This is a genomic window from Dyadobacter sp. BE31, from assembly GCF_031457695.1.
Taxonomy (GTDB): Bacteria; Bacteroidota; Bacteroidia; order Cytophagales; family Spirosomataceae; genus Dyadobacter.
This window is the reverse complement of the sequence record NZ_JAVDXA010000002.1, coordinates 1,175,530-1,193,213: the sequence shown is the minus strand read 5'-3', so window position 1 is coordinate 1,193,213 and position 17,684 is coordinate 1,175,530. Positions and strand designations below refer to the sequence as shown.

At 50.4% G+C, this 17,684-nt stretch carries 17 protein-coding genes; 3 read left to right on the top strand and 14 right to left on the bottom strand.

Going from position 1 to position 17,684, the window contains the following annotated elements:
* The 5 genes from J2Y43_RS13515 to J2Y43_RS13495 all read right to left on the bottom strand — a co-directional run bounded on the left by J2Y43_RS13515 (window position 1) and on the right by J2Y43_RS13495 (window position 4,690).
* A complete protein-coding gene (locus J2Y43_RS13515) occupies window positions 1-1,377 on the bottom strand; it encodes a hypothetical protein (protein WP_309983377.1) in 1,377 nt (458 codons plus the stop codon).
* A complete protein-coding gene (locus J2Y43_RS13510; protein ID WP_309983376.1) occupies window positions 1,364-1,948 on the bottom strand; it encodes a sigma-70 family RNA polymerase sigma factor in 585 nt (194 codons plus the stop codon). Before J2Y43_RS13510 ends, J2Y43_RS13515 begins: the two co-directional genes overlap by 14 nt.
* 44 nt (window positions 1,949-1,992) lie before the next feature.
* Window positions 1,993-2,931, bottom strand: coding sequence for a hypothetical protein (locus tag J2Y43_RS13505; protein ID WP_309983375.1), 939 nt, complete (start codon window positions 2,929-2,931; stop codon window positions 1,993-1,995).
* A 41-nt stretch (window positions 2,932-2,972) separates the two neighbouring features.
* The gene (locus J2Y43_RS13500; protein WP_309983373.1) at window positions 2,973-3,704 is read right to left on the bottom strand and encodes a hypothetical protein; all 732 of its coding nucleotides are present in this window, start codon (window positions 3,702-3,704) and stop codon (window positions 2,973-2,975) included.
* Window positions 3,705-3,901: 197 nt separating this feature from the next.
* The gene (locus J2Y43_RS13495) at window positions 3,902-4,690 is read right to left on the bottom strand and encodes a mechanosensitive ion channel family protein (protein ID WP_309983370.1); all 789 of its coding nucleotides are present in this window, start codon (window positions 4,688-4,690) and stop codon (window positions 3,902-3,904) included.
* Between the two features lie 114 nt (window positions 4,691-4,804).
* On the opposite strand from J2Y43_RS13495, the gene J2Y43_RS13490 reads away from it, so the two are divergent.
* On the top strand, window positions 4,805-5,455 hold the full coding sequence (locus J2Y43_RS13490; RefSeq protein ID WP_309983368.1) for a hypothetical protein: 651 nt from the start codon (window positions 4,805-4,807) through the stop codon (window positions 5,453-5,455).
* On the opposite strand, the gene J2Y43_RS13485 is transcribed toward J2Y43_RS13490, so the two are convergent.
* The 5 genes from J2Y43_RS13485 to J2Y43_RS13465 form a co-directional block, all read right to left on the bottom strand.
* Window positions 5,427-6,464, bottom strand: coding sequence for an AI-2E family transporter (locus J2Y43_RS13485; RefSeq protein WP_309983367.1), 1,038 nt, complete (start codon window positions 6,462-6,464; stop codon window positions 5,427-5,429). The two genes, J2Y43_RS13490 and J2Y43_RS13485, sit on opposite strands and share 29 nt — an antisense overlap.
* A 120-nt stretch (window positions 6,465-6,584) precedes the next feature.
* Window positions 6,585-6,920: a YegP family protein gene (locus J2Y43_RS13480; RefSeq protein ID WP_223405791.1), complete on the bottom strand. Its 336-nt coding sequence runs from the start codon at window positions 6,918-6,920 to the stop codon at window positions 6,585-6,587.
* A gap of 77 nt (window positions 6,921-6,997) precedes the next feature.
* Window positions 6,998-7,732, bottom strand: a complete 735-nt coding sequence (locus J2Y43_RS13475; protein WP_309983364.1) for a LytTR family DNA-binding domain-containing protein — start codon at window positions 7,730-7,732, stop codon at window positions 6,998-7,000.
* A gap of 194 nt (window positions 7,733-7,926) precedes the next feature.
* Window positions 7,927-8,787, bottom strand: a complete 861-nt coding sequence (locus J2Y43_RS13470; RefSeq protein ID WP_309983361.1) for a cytochrome c — start codon at window positions 8,785-8,787, stop codon at window positions 7,927-7,929.
* 126 nt (window positions 8,788-8,913) lie between these two features.
* Entirely contained in the window at window positions 8,914-9,708 is a 795-nt protein-coding gene (locus J2Y43_RS13465) for a LytTR family DNA-binding domain-containing protein (RefSeq protein WP_309983358.1), read from the bottom strand.
* A gap of 308 nt (window positions 9,709-10,016) precedes the next feature.
* On the opposite strand from J2Y43_RS13465, the gene J2Y43_RS13460 reads away from it, so the two are divergent.
* Entirely contained in the window at window positions 10,017-10,517 is a 501-nt protein-coding gene (locus J2Y43_RS13460; protein WP_309983356.1) for a lipocalin family protein, read from the top strand.
* A 3-nt stretch (window positions 10,518-10,520) separates the two neighbouring features.
* Here the strand turns inward: J2Y43_RS13460 and J2Y43_RS13455 are convergent, their stop codons facing one another.
* Together J2Y43_RS13455 and J2Y43_RS13450 are read right to left on the bottom strand one after the other, a co-directional pair.
* Window positions 10,521-11,564: a histidine kinase gene (locus tag J2Y43_RS13455; protein ID WP_309983354.1), complete on the bottom strand. Its 1,044-nt coding sequence runs from the start codon at window positions 11,562-11,564 to the stop codon at window positions 10,521-10,523.
* Entirely contained in the window at window positions 11,561-12,595 is a 1,035-nt protein-coding gene (locus tag J2Y43_RS13450; RefSeq protein ID WP_309983351.1) for a histidine kinase, read from the bottom strand. Before J2Y43_RS13450 ends, J2Y43_RS13455 begins: the two co-directional genes overlap by 4 nt.
* A 292-nt stretch (window positions 12,596-12,887) precedes the next feature.
* Here J2Y43_RS13450 and J2Y43_RS13445 point away from each other — a divergent pair, with 292 nt between their 5' ends.
* Window positions 12,888-14,258: an FAD-binding oxidoreductase gene (locus J2Y43_RS13445; protein WP_309983349.1), complete on the top strand. Its 1,371-nt coding sequence runs from the start codon at window positions 12,888-12,890 to the stop codon at window positions 14,256-14,258.
* 37 nt (window positions 14,259-14,295) lie between these two features.
* Here J2Y43_RS13445 and J2Y43_RS13440 read toward each other — a convergent pair whose 3' ends face one another.
* Both J2Y43_RS13440 and J2Y43_RS13435 read right to left on the bottom strand, forming a co-directional pair.
* Window positions 14,296-16,599, bottom strand: coding sequence for a transglycosylase domain-containing protein (locus J2Y43_RS13440; RefSeq protein WP_309983346.1), 2,304 nt, complete (start codon window positions 16,597-16,599; stop codon window positions 14,296-14,298).
* 128 nt (window positions 16,600-16,727) lie between these two features.
* Window positions 16,728-17,645 carry a helix-turn-helix domain-containing protein gene (locus J2Y43_RS13435; RefSeq protein WP_309983344.1) on the bottom strand — a complete coding sequence of 306 codons (918 nt, stop codon included), beginning with the start codon at window positions 17,643-17,645 and terminating at the stop codon, window positions 16,728-16,730.
* Window positions 17,646-17,684: the final 39 nt, after the last annotated feature.

The window sequence follows — 17,684 nt, the reverse complement described above, 5'->3', positions numbered from 1 at the left end:
TTATTTTCTGGTATACCGCAAACCCACAGAAAGCCCGATCTGATAGGGCTGTATTTTGAATGGATTATCAGGATTGCGCAGTTTTGACAGGCTGTATTCGAAATACGGGCCGACAGTCATGACCACATTGTTTCCGGCAAAAAGCTCCTTCCCGAAGCCCGCATTCACCCATGCCATGTTCTTGCCGGAAGTGAGGTCGCGACTGAATTCCGCCCCAAAATCCCCGAAGTAGTTACGCAGGAAATGGGAGCGGCGCACCGTGTGCTTTTTCACAGCCATTCCCACCAGCCGAACCGTACTGTTCTCCTCCTGCGGAATGCCTTTTCGTACCACCTCATAATTGCCGGTGAGATCCGGCCCTACGGCAAACTCGCTGGTGGCGATCTCGTAACGGTACGACTGTTTGAATTGTCCGTAGTTAACCAGCAACTGAAATCCGCTGCGCTCTACTCCGGCCGAGACCTTATACCCGACGGTCTGGGCCGAGATTTTGGCAGGCAAAACGAAGTTTTGGTAAACAACCCCATTTCCCGGCCGTACGGTCAGGATCTGGAACGTACGCAATGGTGTAAGTCCTGCTATAAAGCTCCAATGTTCTTTGAAAAGGAATTCATAGCGTTTTTGCGGCTTGCCGGGCGTTACAAGGCTATCGGGTTCCCAGTTATATTTTGGAAGGGCCATTGGCCTGTGATCCAGCACCCCGATGTCTTGATCGGCCAACGAAGGCCCTTCCAGTTCTTTGATATCGCCTTCACCGGTTACGGTACTATCCGGCATCCCATTTCCAAAATCTGCTTTCGCCATTTCCGATTCCAGAAATGCCCTGTCGGCGGGCGAAATGTCTTTATCTCCAACCCAAATTGATGCGAAGCCTTTCGACCGGGCCGCCTCAACCCATTTGACAACGTCTGCCCGCTTGTACTTATACGAATGCGCGACTATGCGGGTTGCGCGCAAAGTACCGGCTTGCACACTTTCTCCGGCTTTGCTTACAGTATTGGATTCAATAGGCAATGCAGGCTGAGACGCAACCTGGTGAGTAGCTACCGTTTCCGGTTCCTGCCTATCTTCTTGCCGCGCCGGCGATTTGGAACTAGCCGGCAGCACATTGGACAACTCCCTTCTTACCTGCTTTATCCCGGCAACCACTTCTCTTTTCTTCTCCACTGAATAGGACACGAGGTACACCGTGGCCGTAAGTGCAATGAGCAGCAGCAACGACGCAACGAGGCCCGTTTGCACCATGCTGGTTCCGCCCCCAAGCCCCTGGAATATCTTTTCCCTGAGGGTCGGATCAGGCAGTCGTTCAAAATTATCGAATCGTTCACGGAGAGCTTTACGCAACTCCTCGTCGATACGCTCGTCAGAAGATTTCATATTGCGTAATTCCTTTTTCCTGTAACTTCCTCATTAACAAATTTCTTCCTCTTAAAAATTGCGAGCGGGAGGTACTGTCGGAAATGGACAGCATTTCCCCGATTTCGCCATGCGTATAACCATCTATCAAATGGAGGTTGATGATCATCCGGTATCCGTCCGGTAATGTATTGATCACATTCAGCAGCACGTTCATGTCAATCTGAGTGATAATCTTCCCATAATCTCCCGAATCGATCTCCCGCTGAAAATCTTCGAGGTTGGAGTGCAGCTGCTGCTCCTTCGTCGTCCGGTGATAGTAATTAATCGCCGTCCTGATTACCACCGATTTCACCCAGGCATCAATCACCTCCACATTCCTCAATTCATTGATATTCTTGAATACCTTAATAAACCCATCCTGAAATATATCTTCCGCCTCTGCCTTTGTTTTCGCATAACGCAGGCAAAGTCCCAGCAATTTGGATTTGTACCGTTCATAGAATGCAGTCTGCGCCCTGGCGTCGCCAGCTTGACAAGCCCGAACCAGATCGGCCAGCGAACTGTATTTCTTGCTGCGGAAAAATGTCATTCAGAAGGGTTATGAAGTGTATCGTTGAAACATTTATTTCTCGCTCACTGGTCAACCACAGACTGGTACCTCATATTCACGAAGTTGCCATCCTGATCGAAAGTGAACCGGCAATTTTCATCCGTCCCCTGCATAATCAACCCATAACCTGTCCCAATCGGGTCTGAAAATTTATAGCCTTCCACTATTTTCATGGAAGAAAATACCCACGAGTTTTTTACAAAGTTCTGTATTTTTTCAGGGTATTCATCAATATTGTAATAAAATGCCTCGGCCCGATAAATTGTATTTGTCAGCTTTCCCGTAGCATTGAAAGTAAAATCATAATTGGTGCTGGATGCCGTGTAGGCATTTACTTCGTATATTTTTTCATTCTTATCGTTAATACTAATTGTTGCAGCCGCAAATCTCAGCTTTTCCCTTTCCAGAAAACTCACCACAGGGCCTGGCAAGGCGACAAGTTCGTCTCTACCGATTGAGTACGAAAATTTGATATAAGGCTCCAACACAATCGACAGTCTTTTGGGATTGATCAGATCATATTTGAGCCAGCTCAGCAAATAGGCCTGGTTATTCCATGTGTACCGCGCACTATATTTCCTATCGACACTCACCTGATTTTCAGGCTCCTTGTAAGCTTCCACCACTCCTCCCGTCATATTCCTCGAAGGAAGCGCCCGCTTCATCGAATCGGGAAGTACACCGTGCATACGGTACACGCTTAATATCTTTTTTGTATTTAATGCGGCGTAAAAAGGATTACCTTTCAATTTATAATAAACTTCATACAGTTTATCTTTTTCTATTGCCTGAAATGTAGCATCCGTAGCATCAGGATATGCGTCCGACATGACCTTGATAATAGCATCCGGCAATGTTTCCGGCGGGATCACCTGCTGATCTTTGTAATTGCTGCATCCGTTTAAAAACAGGATCGGGACAATCAGAAGAAGTAATTTGTTCGTAAACATTCTTTCATTCATAGCATCAAATGATTTTGATCGCCGGGGTGCCAGTTATGTAATTAATATAAGGAAACTCCAAATTTGTGATCCGCGTCCCGCGTTTCGACATCCGTCAACCAAGCCGCTCGCATAGTAAATGCATAAGTGACTTTTCCCTGTACCGTTTGCTCCTCGACCAGGATCCTGATCCGCTCGGGGCTGGCTGCTCTTCGGGCTTCCTCCACTCCTCTGAAAAGCGGAGCCGGTTCGCTCGCTACGTACCCGCTATCGGGTTGCCAATCGGTACCCGACATCGCCGCTGCAAGCGACTGAATGCTTTCGGGCAAGGGAAGTTTCATCATTTTGCGTTCATTATCCCAGCTCCATTCGCCGCTTTGTTTTGTCGATTTAAGCATTAACATGCATTGAAATTCACCGAAAGGGACTTTTCCGTACGCACCGGTCATTTGTGATTCGGTTACTACCCCTTTCCCATAATAGCCCCGCCCGAACTGCACCGCCACGAACGGGATCACTTCGTTCAGGTAATGACTGCTGAGTAACGTCGTTTTCTCGCGTACATTGAGCGTGGCGATCTGGTCTTCTTCCTGCCGGGATATTTCCTCGATACGCCAATACCTTTCCTGCACGATCATTCTACCGAGAAACTCGGCCTTCGTCAATCCCGGAGCCGACCCCGGCTTTACCTCACTCTCTGTACCACAGGACAACAGTGAAAGCGTCACAAAAAGGAGGCTGTTCACCAAGCATGCCCTGAACCGCCGTTCGCGACCGGCTTTTCCATGCTTCATCACCATCTCAGATTCATTTTATTTATATTGCCGGCCAAGCTATTTTGAAATCCGGTTTTTTCCAACCTTAGTCCGACTATCTTTTTTCATGGCTAATAGTCTGATTAAAAAAGGCTTTCTGATCGTCCGCCCTGGTGGCGGAGCATGCAGGAAGACACGTCCCTCGAAAAAAACGCTGCACGGAGCTAAAAAAAGTCTTAACTCATTCCGGGTAATTTGAGTCCGGAACCTTTCAAAGCCTCCATCAGCTTCTCCTGGATTTCCATTTTGGTATCCACAAAACCGTGGGCATCGAGCCACACATTCACCATCACTTTATAGCCGTCGGGCTCGATAGATGATATCCCAATGCGCCTTTCGGGGACTTTAAGGGCACTTTGGGCATGATCGAGGACATTGTTGACAATGTTCCTGACCTCCCGGAAATCGATGCTATTGGTGAATTTCATCTCCACGTCGAGCCGCCTGTTGCCCGAACTGCTGATATTGATAATCACCTCGTTCGAGAGCTTGCTGTTCGGGATCACGACCGTGCGATTATCGTAAGTTCTCACGACCGTATAAAAGATCTTAATGGCCTGCACCGTCCCCTCCTGCCCTTGTGCCACAATGTTATCGCCTACGTGGAAAGGTTTGAGGATCAGGATGAGGACTCCGCTTGTAAAATTCTGCAAAGTACCTGATAACGCCAGGCCTGCCGCGACACCGATTGCACCGATAAGAGCCGCAAAAACGGTCATTTGGATGCCTACGATCTGCATGACCGAAATAATAAGCAATACCCGCAGCGTGGTTACCGCAAGGCTGAGAAGGAATGGAGTGAGTGACGGGTCGATGTCGCGCTTGTACATGTGCGCGTTGAGCCAGCGCGACAATATGCGGATGAGCCAGAAGCCTGCCACCAGCACGCCTATACCTATAAGAACAGAAGGCCCCGTTTCCAATATCCAGGCGTAGGCCTTGTTATAAAATTGCTGAATTTTCATGATTAGAGTGCATTGACTGAAATACCCCGCTCGCGAGAAAAATCCGTTCCAAAGCCGGTTGGCATATTTTTTGATCCCTACACTCCCATTAGTTAAGGAAAAAAACCAACAGACATGGAAATCCATCATCATCAACAAACAGAATTACATAGGGCTGCGGATGGTAACAGCATACCCGTGCGGCCTGCATTTGGCAGATATATCGTGTACATCCTGCTGGCGGCAGTGGCTACGGGCATCGCCTTTTACTTCTATGCGCCGAAACCGGTGAATAAGGCCGCTAACGAGAATATGCTGCTCTTCCTGCAAAACACGATCAGCGACATTGACCTGAAACTCAGAAACGGGGACAATAACACCGACCTAGCAACGCGGCTTTCGTGGCACAAGTCGAATATGGCCTTGTATAATGAAGCCAAAGCCAACACCGACAAGAAGGTGACGGAGCAACGCGAGATCCTGAAAAAGAAGATGGTACAAGTACAGCAGCGCGACTTTCCGGAGTTACGTACGGCCTACGTCGAATCGAAAAAGCAAGCATTGGACGAGCAGCACGTCGGGATTAGCCTGGCCGGCAAACATCAGGAAGTACTAACCTTCGAAGGCCGGATGTTCAAGCCGGAGCAGGTACAGGAGGACTTCATGAAGAACATTTACGGGGTCGTGAATGACCTGCGGTTTAAGAAAATCGTCTACAAATGGTCGGATGCACCCGACGGCTATCATAACTACGAGATCAAGTCGAAGGCGGATTCGGAGATTTGACAGGGCCGCCAAACTCGCTCCGGTAAATCCTGACCAACAGCAGCAGGTAGCTGATCAGCAACGGGCCGAAGATGAAGCCCCAGAAACCGAACAGCTTCAAACCGGCGATCAGACCGAGGATCGTGATGACCGGATGCACATTGCCCACCTTCTGTAAAAAAGTGATGCGGGCTACGTAATCGATATTTCCGATGATGACTGCGCTGTACGCAGCCAGACCGATCGCCTTTCCGGTTTCACCTTTGGAAAACAGGAATATCACCAATGGCAGCCATATCATCGCCGTACCGATCACCGGAAAGAAAGCAAACAAGCCCGTGATCAATCCGAGCAGTACGAAATCCTCGATCCCGACGATCCAGTAACCGAGCAATGCCACCAGCCCCTGGATAAGCGAAATAAGCGGGATGCCCAGCGCATTGGCCCGTACCATACCGCATGTTTCATCGGCAAGGGATTGGATATTCTTATGTTTGAGGGGGATGAAATGTTCCAGCGTTTCTTCCATAAACCGGCCGTTTTTGAACATAAAATACGACAGGAAAAGGATCATCAGCAGGTTTCCGAGCATGGTTGCCGAGCTGTTGAGGATTCCGGGGATAAAACCCGCCGCTCTTTTGCGGAGATCCGTCGTCGCCTCGCGGGTAAGCAAATCCTGCCCGGTCCATTCCCGAAGCTGCGCCGAAATTGCATCAATGGCATGATTCACCTGCTCCGGGTTTTCCGCGATCATATTGATTTTTTGAAATATCATCTGGCCCGCGAAATACACGGGAGCCACAATGCAAGCCATAAAAAGCACCATAAACAGAACCGCGGTGAGGCCTTTCTTCCACTTTCGCTGCTCGGTGAGGTGAAAATAGTACTTACGGCAAAGGATGTAGATCGTGAGCGCGCCCAGAAAACCGGGGAAGAAGATATAAAGCTGCTTGAAAACGATTACCGCCAATGCGGTGACAATCAGCAGAAAGGCTATTTGGCGAATGCGGTTGTTGAAGTCGGATACCATGAAATACCGTTTTGGATCACTATACGTGGAGCAATTATTGTACCAATATCGCCGGAAATGTCCAAAAGAAAAGCGCAGGACAAGTTATTATCCTGCGCTTTTGCTGTATATCTGAACGGACTATGCCGCCGATTGATCATCAACATCCGCATCCGGCGCATTTTTTTTCACGGATTCGATCCCGTTATCGCGGCTTGCTACGCTTTCGTACATTTCGCTGCTTCCGATTGCCTGCCCGTTGGTAGCTTTCAAAAGGAAATAGAATTTGTCGTTTTTCGAAGTAAGGCGTTCGAAACGTGCATCATCCTGCGAATTCTTTTTCACCGATTCGATCCCGTTTTCACATGCCGCTTTGGTCGTATAACCCTCGCTTGCCAGGATCACCTGGCCGTTTCCGGCTTTCAGGTTAAATTGAAATTCTCCGTTAGCCCTTTTTGTAATTACGAATTTTCCCATGTTTGAAAAGATTGGATTAGGCGTTCAAAGTACGATTATCTTTTCTTAATGCAATAGTATACGTTAACGAAAATGCGCTATACGTCCCTCAGGCCCGCGAGGATGCGCCGCGCGACCTGCCTGCGGTAGGGTGCGCTCACGGGCAGGATATGCGAGGCAATCTCGATTGTCTGCTCGGTGAATGCCGTTACTTTATTCAGCGCAACGATCAGCGAGCGGTGTACCCGCATAAAACCGCGTCCGGCAAACCGAATTTCAATTTCCGTCAGTCCCTGATGAACAATCAACTCTTTTTCAATGGTTTTGATCTTCGTATACTTCTTCACTCCCTCAATGTACAGCACCTCGTCGAGAAACACCTTCACCGCAGACCTGCCCGAAAACAGGTAAATGAATGGCCCTCTATCCGGCGCGGACCGCTTGCGCCTGGTCGGCACGTTCCGTTTCACAACCGGCGGTGGTACTGCCGCAAAGTACCGGTCAATGCTGGCAAGGAAACTCTCGAACGCAATGGGCTTCACCAGGCAATCGAGTATGTAGTCGTCGCCGCGCTTCCACCGCTTTTTCCGGTCGGACAGAAAAATGACCCTGGGTCGGCAGGGCAGCAATTCTAAAAATGCTTCTCCCGTCACTTTGGGAAGCATAATGTCGAGGAAAAGGAGGTCGATCTTATTCTGCTGAAGATACATCAGCCCGTCGATCGCGTGGTAAAATGTTCCCACGTGTTCCAGGGATTCCAACTCGCCGATATAGGATTCGAGTACGCTCGAAGCATACGGCTCATCGATAATTAAACATTTGATTCTACTCATAGAAAAAAGCCGGTGAAATAACTGTACTTCAAGGGACTAACCCACGGGGGCGAACAAATCGCAACCAAAGGTGAGTCCGACAGACTGGCCGGTTAAGTAATGAGAAGAAACGAGTTGAGTAGGATGGCGTTCAATTTCCAAATAATTCGGGAAAACTCCAACGCCATCCCCGCCGATGCTGCAAATTAGTACGATCAGATACGTTTCAAATACATCCGCAATGCGCGCATTTCGGTATCCGAAAATGCGGCGGTCATTTGCCAGGGCATAGGCGCTTTCAGCTCGGTGCCATCGGGGCGCTTACCGGTACGCAGCGTCTGAAAAAACTGTTCGTCGGTCCAGCGGGCGCTTTTCCCGGTCGAGGAAATGTCGGGCGTACCACCTTCTCCCGGCGTACCCTTCATGTCGGATTTGTGGCAACCGGTACAAATTTGCGACACATATTTACCAAAGTCGGCCGTAACACCCTCGCGGATCGCCAGCGGAGGTGCTGCATTATGGTCGATTTTCTCAGCCTCGAACAGTTCCAGTTCTCCCAGATCGGCCAGGATGGTCGCTCCGACGCCAATTTCGCTGGGCGGGTTCACGCGGTCGACGGGCGGCACCTGTGCGCAATAGGCGATCACCGCTTTCAAATCGGTTTCGCTGAGCTTGTTGAAACCCGCCGACGGCATATAAATAAGCGGCGTACCGTCTTGCTGCACGCCATGACGGATCGCCCGCACCCAGTCGTCGGTGTCGTAGTCTTGGGATATTCCGCCCTTTCCTTTGGTGAGGTTGCGGGCTACCAGCCGCCCTACCCCGCTTTGCTCGAAGAGGACACGCCCACCCAGGTCTTTGCCGTGGCAGTCGTTGCAGCCTTTGGTTGTAACAAGGCGCTTACCTTGTGCGATAGTGGCAGAATCAGCCGGGATGTCGAGTTTGACGGGCTTTACCGGGTATACTTTGCTTTTCCGGTTACCGATTGTGATGTAGGCTTTGGTGTAATAACCGAGTGCAAGGAGCACGATGACCAGCAACGTACGGCCGGTCCATTTCAGGACTTTTTTTAACATGGCTTTTGGAAATAACAGTTTGGAAAACTGCCGGCAGGGCCGACATTGCAAAAATGCCTTGCCGGCCGGCGATTCCCATTGTCAAATCCTTTGAAGCGTCATTATCGCTGCATGAATTGCGTAAAGCTATTTACCAAGCCATTTCTTGAAATCCATTGCCTTTTCGCGGCTGATAATCACCTCGCTCTCAGGCGCAGGCGTAAGCGCGAGCTTAATCTTGTTATTGAAATACGGGTTGATCTGCTGCACACAATGCACGCTGATGATAAACTGGCGGTTAGCACGGAAAAAGCAGTCCGGGTCGAGCATTTTTTCGAGCTCATCGAGGGTGTAATCGACCGGGTATTTCTGGTTATTCTTTGATTTAAAAAGGCTGGTACCCTCCTCGGAGTAAAAATAAGCGATGTCGCTCACCTCCACCGGCACCCATTGCTGCAAATGCTTGACCAGAAACCGTTTCCGGTATTCGGAAGGCTGCATTTGCTGGCGAAGCTGCTTGACGAGCGAATCGATCGCGTCGCGGTCTACATGGCTGGCATTTTTGGAAACGTCGCTCTCTGCACCCCTGGTGAGACGATTGTATTTCGCCAGACTGGCTTCCAGTTCCTGGCGTTTGATCGGTTTGAGCAGGTAATCGATGCTATTAACCTTGAATGCCCTGAGCGCGTACTCGTCGTAGGAAGTGGTAAATATCACCGGCGATTCCACTTTCACCTGGTCGAAGATTTCAAAGCTTTGGCCGTCGGCCAGTTCGATATCCATCAGAATAAGGTCGGGGACTTCATTCTCTTTCAGGAAATCCACCGATTCCTGCACGCTGGCGGCCTTGCCGACGATTTCTATATTCCCATCAATTTCAGTCAGTAGTTTGGAGAGTTTTCTCACGGCCAGATCCTCGTCTTCAATCAATAATACCTTCATAAATTGGTTTTGCAGTTCATGTTTAGGATCAAAAGTTAGGTCAAGATAACCAATTCCTGAAACCTGCGGGAAACGGAAACACATAAACGTCCTATGAAGCGGCATTTAAGGGCTATGAAACGTCTCCGCCCCGACTGGTACCCGCAAAATACCTTCCTGAACCGACATTTACGCCGATCGAACACTCCATACATCGCCTTGTACGCTTCATCCCCTGCTTGTCCCGTTTGGCGCACAATGCCCGCGGCGCAAGCCATGCAGCCATGCTAATTTTGGCTCAACCAAATGCAAATCTGTTAGCCATGAAAATGAAATTCTACACTCACATTGCCCTGTTTTCCCTGCTCGCTGCCGCGAGCCCCGCTTGTAAAGACGACGACAAAAAAGACGTGACACCGGAGCCTGTTAAAATCACTTTCACTGACAAAAAATGGAAGACCGAAACCTGGGACCTGGTCAAGCCGCTTGACCTCGACGAGGACGGCGACAAGGAAACCGATCTTATGCAGCTGCTCATCGAATGCGATTTCGACGACTTTATTGTATTTCAAAAGGACGGCAAGTTCATTACCAATACCGGCAGTAAGCGATGCAATGCAAACGAGGAGCAGGAAAGCTACACCGCCAACTGGGCCTACGACGAAGCGGCAAAGATCATCAAAATGAAAAGTGTGCCCAGCGGCCTGGAAAAAGACGATTGGGAAGTCCTCGAACTGACCGAAACCACTTTGAAAGTACGCTTCAACCTCCTTCCCGAAGACGGGGAATCGGCAGCGATCAAGAGCGTAATGACTTTGAAGAAGATGTGACCGCTACTCCGACACCAGCAGCGGGAGACTTACTGAGAAGTGCTGCGGGTTTTCATCGATATTAATCTCTCCCTGCCCCAGGAGGCTGTATTTCGTAGCAATATTGGCCAGGCCTATCCGGCTGGAAGGGATTGTAACCGAGCGTCTTTGGAGGTTGTTCGAGACGACAAGCCTGCCGTCGATCGTCGTGTTTAACCGAATATAGAGTGGTTGCTGAGGCATGATCACATTGTGCTTCACCACGTTTTCCATCAGCAACTGCAATGTGAGCGGCGGCAGCATATGATCGCGGTAGGCGGGGTCGATTTCTTCTTCTAACCGCAGGTTACTCCCGTAGCGCGTGCTCAGGAGGTGAAAATAGGAGCTCGCGAAGTTGAGTTCGGATTCCAAAGTAGTGAGTTCCGACTCGTTACTGCGCAGCAGGTATCGGTATACATTGCTCATTTCGTCGATGAACTGCGTCGCGAGCTCGGCATCCTCTTCGATCAGCGACGAAAGCGAGTTGAGGCAATTGAACAGGAAATGCGGGTTGATCTGCTGTTTCAAGCTCTCGAACTGGCTCTGGAGGTTGGCCTTGCGCAACTTCTCGGTTTCGAGCAGCTTCTGTTGCCACAGCTCGAACGCGTACACGCCTTCGTGTATGCACGTAACCACGACGTTCATGACCGCGCCCAATGCAAGCGCCCATTCGAAACTGGTGAGATCGTATACGTAACCCTTGAAACCGGCTGCTTTATAGAGGAAGAACAGCCCGCTGATAATGGCCAGGTTACAAAAGATATGCGCCGGGATCATGAGCAGCATTCTTTTGGGAGTTTGCTTGAAATGCGAAAACTGCCTGCGAAACCAGTAACCGATCCGGGCGTGGATGAGCTGATAGGCAAGCCCGAAAACGACAGTGGAAACGATCGTCGCCTTTGCAAACACCGAAATGTCCGAAAAATAAATGCTGCCAACCAGCAAGTAATTCATCAGCACGATGTACGCAGGAAGCAGGGCAAGAGCAATCCAAATATCCTGCTTGGTATAACTGACCAGTAGCTTCACGTCGTTTCGAATTGGTTACGGGTTGATCCTACGGGAATTCTTACGGTAAATGTCTCCCCGTCGTCGAAGAGCATCGGCTCTTCGAGGTTCAGGTCGCGAAACCGGGAAATCAGCGTTTCCAGGCCCTCGCGCGCTGCATTCACGTGCTTCGGCTGAATCGAATTCCGGACTTCGAGCTGCCTGCCGTATGTCGTGATCGACAGTTTCAGAGGCTTTTGTTTCATCACCACATTGTTCCGGATCGCATTGTCGACGAGCGTTTGCAAGGTGAGCATGGGCACCATGCAATGGGCGCAGCTTTCATCGATATTCATTTCTACTTCGATGGCCGAGCCGTAGCGGGTGCTGGTCAGGAACAGGTAGGAATGGATAAACTCGCCCTCGCTTTTGAGGGACGCCAGCCCGTTTTCGCTCGTGTGGAGCAAATACCGGTACACGCTCGAAAGCTCGTCCAGGAACGCACCGGCCTGTACGCGATCCTCTTCAATAAGTGCAGAAAGGGAATTGAGGCTATTGAACAAAAAATGCGGATTAACCTGGTTTTTAAGGTTATCGAACTGGTTTTGGAGCGCCTTTTTCTTGATAGCCTCCTCTTCCTGCAATGCTATTCCATATTGGCTCAACGAATAGATGAGCTCATAAACGGCACCCACCGCGAAGAGCGTCACCACGCAAAGGGTAATGTAAATGCCGTATTCTTTTAAGGTAAATACCTCCCAATCCCAACGCGCTAAATACACGAGCACAAAAAAGAAGCCCTGGCTGAGCACCTCAATCGCGAGATAGCCCGAAAACGTCCCGAAGATCCGTTGCCGGGTTTGGGTTATATCAGGGTACCGTGCCCGCCATTTCTCGCTCCACCGGGCCATGAGCTGCCAGGTAATGAGCGCACACCCGAGCCATGCCAGTGTGATGGTCACGCTTTTCCACTGGCTTCCGATAAATTTCTGAACAAGAAAAAGGTTCAGCAGCAATACCCACACGAGGATTACGAGCGGACGGAACCATTTCCATTGCGAAGGATTTTTCAACTTAATACCGGCAGATTAGGGGACAGAGTGCGATTTGCATTCCCGAACATAAAACTAAACCTGCCGGACCGATTTATCAAACACTTTTTCACACATTTTGCCTGCTATAAAATCCTAACTTTTTGAGCCTCAAACCAAAAATTAGTATATTTATAACCGCCGGCACTTTATCGCACCCTCGCGGAAGCCACGGCTCTTTGCGCATCCTTACGCTTTGCTACACCACAATCATCTGAAATTCGGCCCACCCGGACCGGTAGGTTTCTTGTTTTCTATTTAAACCCCTTCTCAGATGGAAGCAAACAGTTCCTCTAAAACGATCCCCCATTTCAGGGGCAGGGTTATTACCCCCGGTGACACCGACTACGATACCGCCAGAAAAGTCCATAACGGCATGGTGGACAAATGCCCCGAGTTCATTGTACGTTGCGCGGACGAGACGGACGTCGTCAAGGCCGTTCGATTTGCGCGCGAAAACGACCTGCTGGTAGCCGTACGCGGCGGAGGCCATAATGGCGCCGGCCTCGGCGTATGTGACCAAGGGTTAGTTATTGATTTGTCGGCTATGCGCAATGTGACCGTCGATCCTGTGGCGCGCACGATCCGGGCGCAAGGCGGGTGCCTGCTCGGCGATCTGGACAAGGCCGGCCATCCTTACGGATTGGCCGTACCTACGGGAATCAATGCCACAACGGGTATCGGAGGGCTTACGCTTGGAGGGGGCTTGGGACATTTGACACGCTTCGGCGGCTTGACGATCGACAACCTGCTCGAAGCCGAAGTGGTACTGGCCAATGGGACGAGGGTAAAAGCATCTCCTACCGATAACCCGGATCTTTTCTGGGCCATCCGCGGCGGCGGAGGCAATTTCGGTGTCGTAACGTCCTTTCTTTTCCGGGCACACGAGGTCCACACCGTGTACGGCGGACCGATGTTCTGGGATATCAACGACGCCAAAGTGATGATGGAATGGTACCAGGATTTTATCAAGAAAGCTCCGGACAGCGTCAGTGGTTTCTTCAATTTTCACAAAATACCACCTGCACCTATATTTCCCGAGCAGTATCACCTGCAACTGATGTGCGGCATTGTGTGGTCATGCATTGACGAGGAAGAAGCATCGGAGGTTTTCGAAATGGTACGCAAAGTCCGCAAACCCTTGATCGACGCCGTCGGCCCACTGCCTGTTCCCGCGCTCCAAAGTATGTTCGACGACCTTTTCGTACCCGGATACTATTGGTACTGGAAAGGCGATTTTGTAAAACACCTCAGTTCAGAAGTCATGGACGTGCACATCAAGCACGCGCACAGGATCCCCAATTTTTTCTCGGGAATGCACCTCTACCCTATCAACGGTGCTGCCGGCAGGGTAAGTAACGACGCCACCGCCTGGAATTACCGCGACGCCACGTGGTCGATGGTGATCGTCGGTATTTCACCGGATCCGTCGGAAAGGGACCTGGTGACCAGCTTCGCCCGCGACTACTGGCAGGAGCTGCACCCGCACGGCGCCGGCGGAGCCTATGTCAATTTTATGATGGATGAAGGCGCCGACCGCGTGAAAGCTACCTATGGCAGCAATTACGAGAAGCTCAGCCAGGTGAAAGCCAAATATGACCCGGATAACCTGTTCCGGGTAAATCAGAATATCAAACCCGCATAAAGAAAACAGGCAGGCCGTTGCGGACCTGCCTGTTTTTTTAGAATAACACCCCTTCATCATCCGATTTGGCGGGAGGGGTGTATACATCCTCCGACACTTGGGTCGAATCGGTAGCGCATTCGCCGGTATAGCCTTCGGGCCTCGGGAAAGGGCCTTTACGGTACTGAATGAGCGTTTGGTCGTTGTAAACCTTTTGCATGAATGCGCCCCACGCGGGCATCGCCACACGCCCGCCCTGGCCAAGGGCGAGGCTGCGGTAGTGAATGCTCCGGTCTTCGCCTCCAACCCACACGCCGGCCACGAGATTGTGCGTCATGCCCATAAACCAGCCGTCGGAATGGTTCTGTGAAGTACCCGTTTTGGCCGCAATTTCATTACCGTCGGTAACGCCGTACTGCCGCAAGCGACCGGCGGTACCGCCCGGATCCTCCACCGCGCCGCGCATAAGGTACAGCATATTATACGCCATATTTTCACTGAGTTCCTGGCTTTGCTGCTCGTGGAACTCGGCCAGCAACTTGCCATGGCGGTCTTCTATGCGCAGGATCGTCATCGGCATCACCTTATATCCTCCGTTGGCGAAGGACGAGTAGGCCGACACCATTTCGTAGACCGACACATCGCCGGTCCCGAGGCAAAGCGCCGGGGTAGCCGGCAACTCGCTGGTAATACCCAGCTTATGGGCATAATCGACTACCGTATTGGCTTTTACCATCTTCATGATATTCGCCGTCACCGAGTTGACCGATTTTCCCAATGCCTGGCGCAGTGAAAGCGGCTGCTCGGAATACACACCATTCGAGTTTTTCGGCGTATAATCTTCGTTTACATCGTCGATCCCCGCCTGGAAGGTAACAGGCGAATCCATAATCTTTTCACAAGGGGTAATGAAGTTCTTATCCAGCCCCGCCGTGTATACAAACGGTTTGAATGTAGATCCGGGCTGGCGTTTGCCCTGCTTCACGTGGTCGTACTGGAAATATTTAAAATTAATCCCACCTACCCACGCCTTCACGTGCCCATTGCGCGGGTCCATGGCCATCATACCCGCCCGCAGGAAGCGTTTGTAGTATTTGATGGAGTCGATAGGGCTCATGGTCATTTCCTTTTCGCCATCCCATGAGAATACCTTCATCTTATAAGGCTTGTTCATCACTTTCCATGCCTCCTCTTCGCCCAGCTTGTTTTTCAACACATTGAAATACGGCAGGCGACGGACAGCGGTATTGATGAACCCGGGGATTTCTTTTCCGTCCTCGTCGATCCATGGGTTACGGCCCTTCCAATGCTCATTGAATGTCTTTTGCTGCGCCTGCATGTGGCGCGTGAGCGCTTCCTCCATGTACTCCTGCATACGCGAGTCGATGGTCGTGTAAATGCGCAAGCCGCTGGTGTAGAGGTTCAGGTCTGTACCGTTTTCCTCGTTGTACATTTTCACCCAGGCTTTCAAATAGCCGCGCATCGACTCCCAGAAATACGGTGCCGGGCCGTTGGCGTGGGTCTCCATCGCAAATTCCAACCCGAGCGGCTTCGCGCTGAGCACATTGAAATCGTCTTCCGTGATATCGTCGTACTTCCGCATTTGCGCAAGCACGGTATTACGGCGGTTGAGGGCGTTCTGGGGGAAGCGGACAGGGTTGTAGATGGTAGGGTTTTGCAGCATGCCCACCAGCAATGCCGATTCAGGAATATCAAGCTCGGAAACGTCTTTGTTGAAATACGTCTTGGCTGCGACTTTAATACCAAATGCATTGTTACCGAACGACACGGTGTTCAGGTACATTTGCATGATCTCCTGCTTGGTATACTTGCGTTCGAGGATAATCGAAAGTATCCACTCTTTCGTTTTGGCGATCACGATCCGCACGCCGGGAATTTTACTTAGTGTTCCTTCAAACTCTTCCGAGCGCGTATTGAACAGGTTTTTCGCGACTTGCTGCGTGAGCGTACTGCCTCCGCCGGAGCTGGAATTGCCCGTGAGGATGCCCTTCGCCACCCGCAAAAGGCTGCGCGGGTCGATACCCGAATGGCTGATGAAACGGGTATCCTCCGTAGCCACCAGTGCGTTAATCAGGTTGGGCGAAATTTCGGATATCTCCACCGGCGAACGGTTCTCGATCAGGTATTTACCGAGCGACTTCCCATCCTGCGAAATCAGCTCGGAGGCGATCTCGCTTTTAGGGTTTTCGAGCGCCTTCAAGTCGGGCATGCCCCCGAAAAGCCAGAAAAAATTGTAGTTAACGGCAGCGATGTAAAAAATCAGCAAGGCAAGCCCGATGCCAAAGCCCCGCCACAAGAAAAGAATGCGACGCCGGTATTTCCCGGGTTTCAATTGAATCATGTATTTTCCAGAGTAACGTCCAATAAACCGACCAAATAAACGAATTTGATCCACAAATCAGCTATTAGAACGCTACTGGGGTGGTATTTGCTATTTTTTAGGCAAAAATATTTGAAAGGGCCCGTTGACTACGCCACCCCGGCCTGCCCCGGAAATTCAACCCGTTTTTTATATTCATTCGGACTCAATCCGGTTTCCTTTTTGAACAACCTCGAAAAATAAGGCGGGTTTTCAAAACCCAGAAGATAAGCGGTTTCCGCGACGGTTTTGTCCGTACTAAGCAGCATATTTTTTGCTTCTGACACGAGAAAAATGTGGATCAGTTCGATGGCGGTTTTGCCGGTTTCCTGTTTCAGCAAATCGCTCAGGTAACGCGGCGAGGTGTTGAGCATATCGGCCATGAGTTTGACGGACGGCAATCCTTTTTCCTGAAAGTTTCCATCTTCAAAATAGGTCGCCAGGCTTGCATTGAAACGCGAAACCGTGGTGCCCGAAAGCTGCGTGCGGTTGATAAACTGACGCTTATAAAAACGTTGCGAATATTTCAGCATCGAATCCAGGTGCGTGAGCATAATGTCGCGGCTGTATTCATCGGTGTTATTGAAATACTCACTTTGAATGCGGCTGAAAAGATCCCAAATGATCTGCTCTTCCCGCTCCGACAAATGTAATGCTTCATTGGCTTCATAATCGAAAAAACCATATTTGCGAATCTCCGAATGCAGCGGATGGCCGTTCAGAAAATCCTCATGCACGTAAAGAATAAAACCTTTTTCTTCCAGCTCGATATTATTCATTTCGATCACCTGCCGGGGTTTCGAGAAAAGCATTGAACCGTTTTCGTGATCGTATTTCGTGCGGCCGTAAAGAATATGCCCGGCTTTGATCTTTTTGAATGCGATCATGTAAAAGTCCGTCGTAAACTCCCGCCAACCCAGCGTGCAGCTTTTCAGCTCATCGCAGGTAAACATGCTGATCATAGGATGCTCCGGAGCCGGCAAATTGCTGGCGCGATGGAGCTCGCTGATGCTTTTATAATGGTCCATGGTTTTTAAAACGGTTAAATCTGCACCCGTATAAGGTGC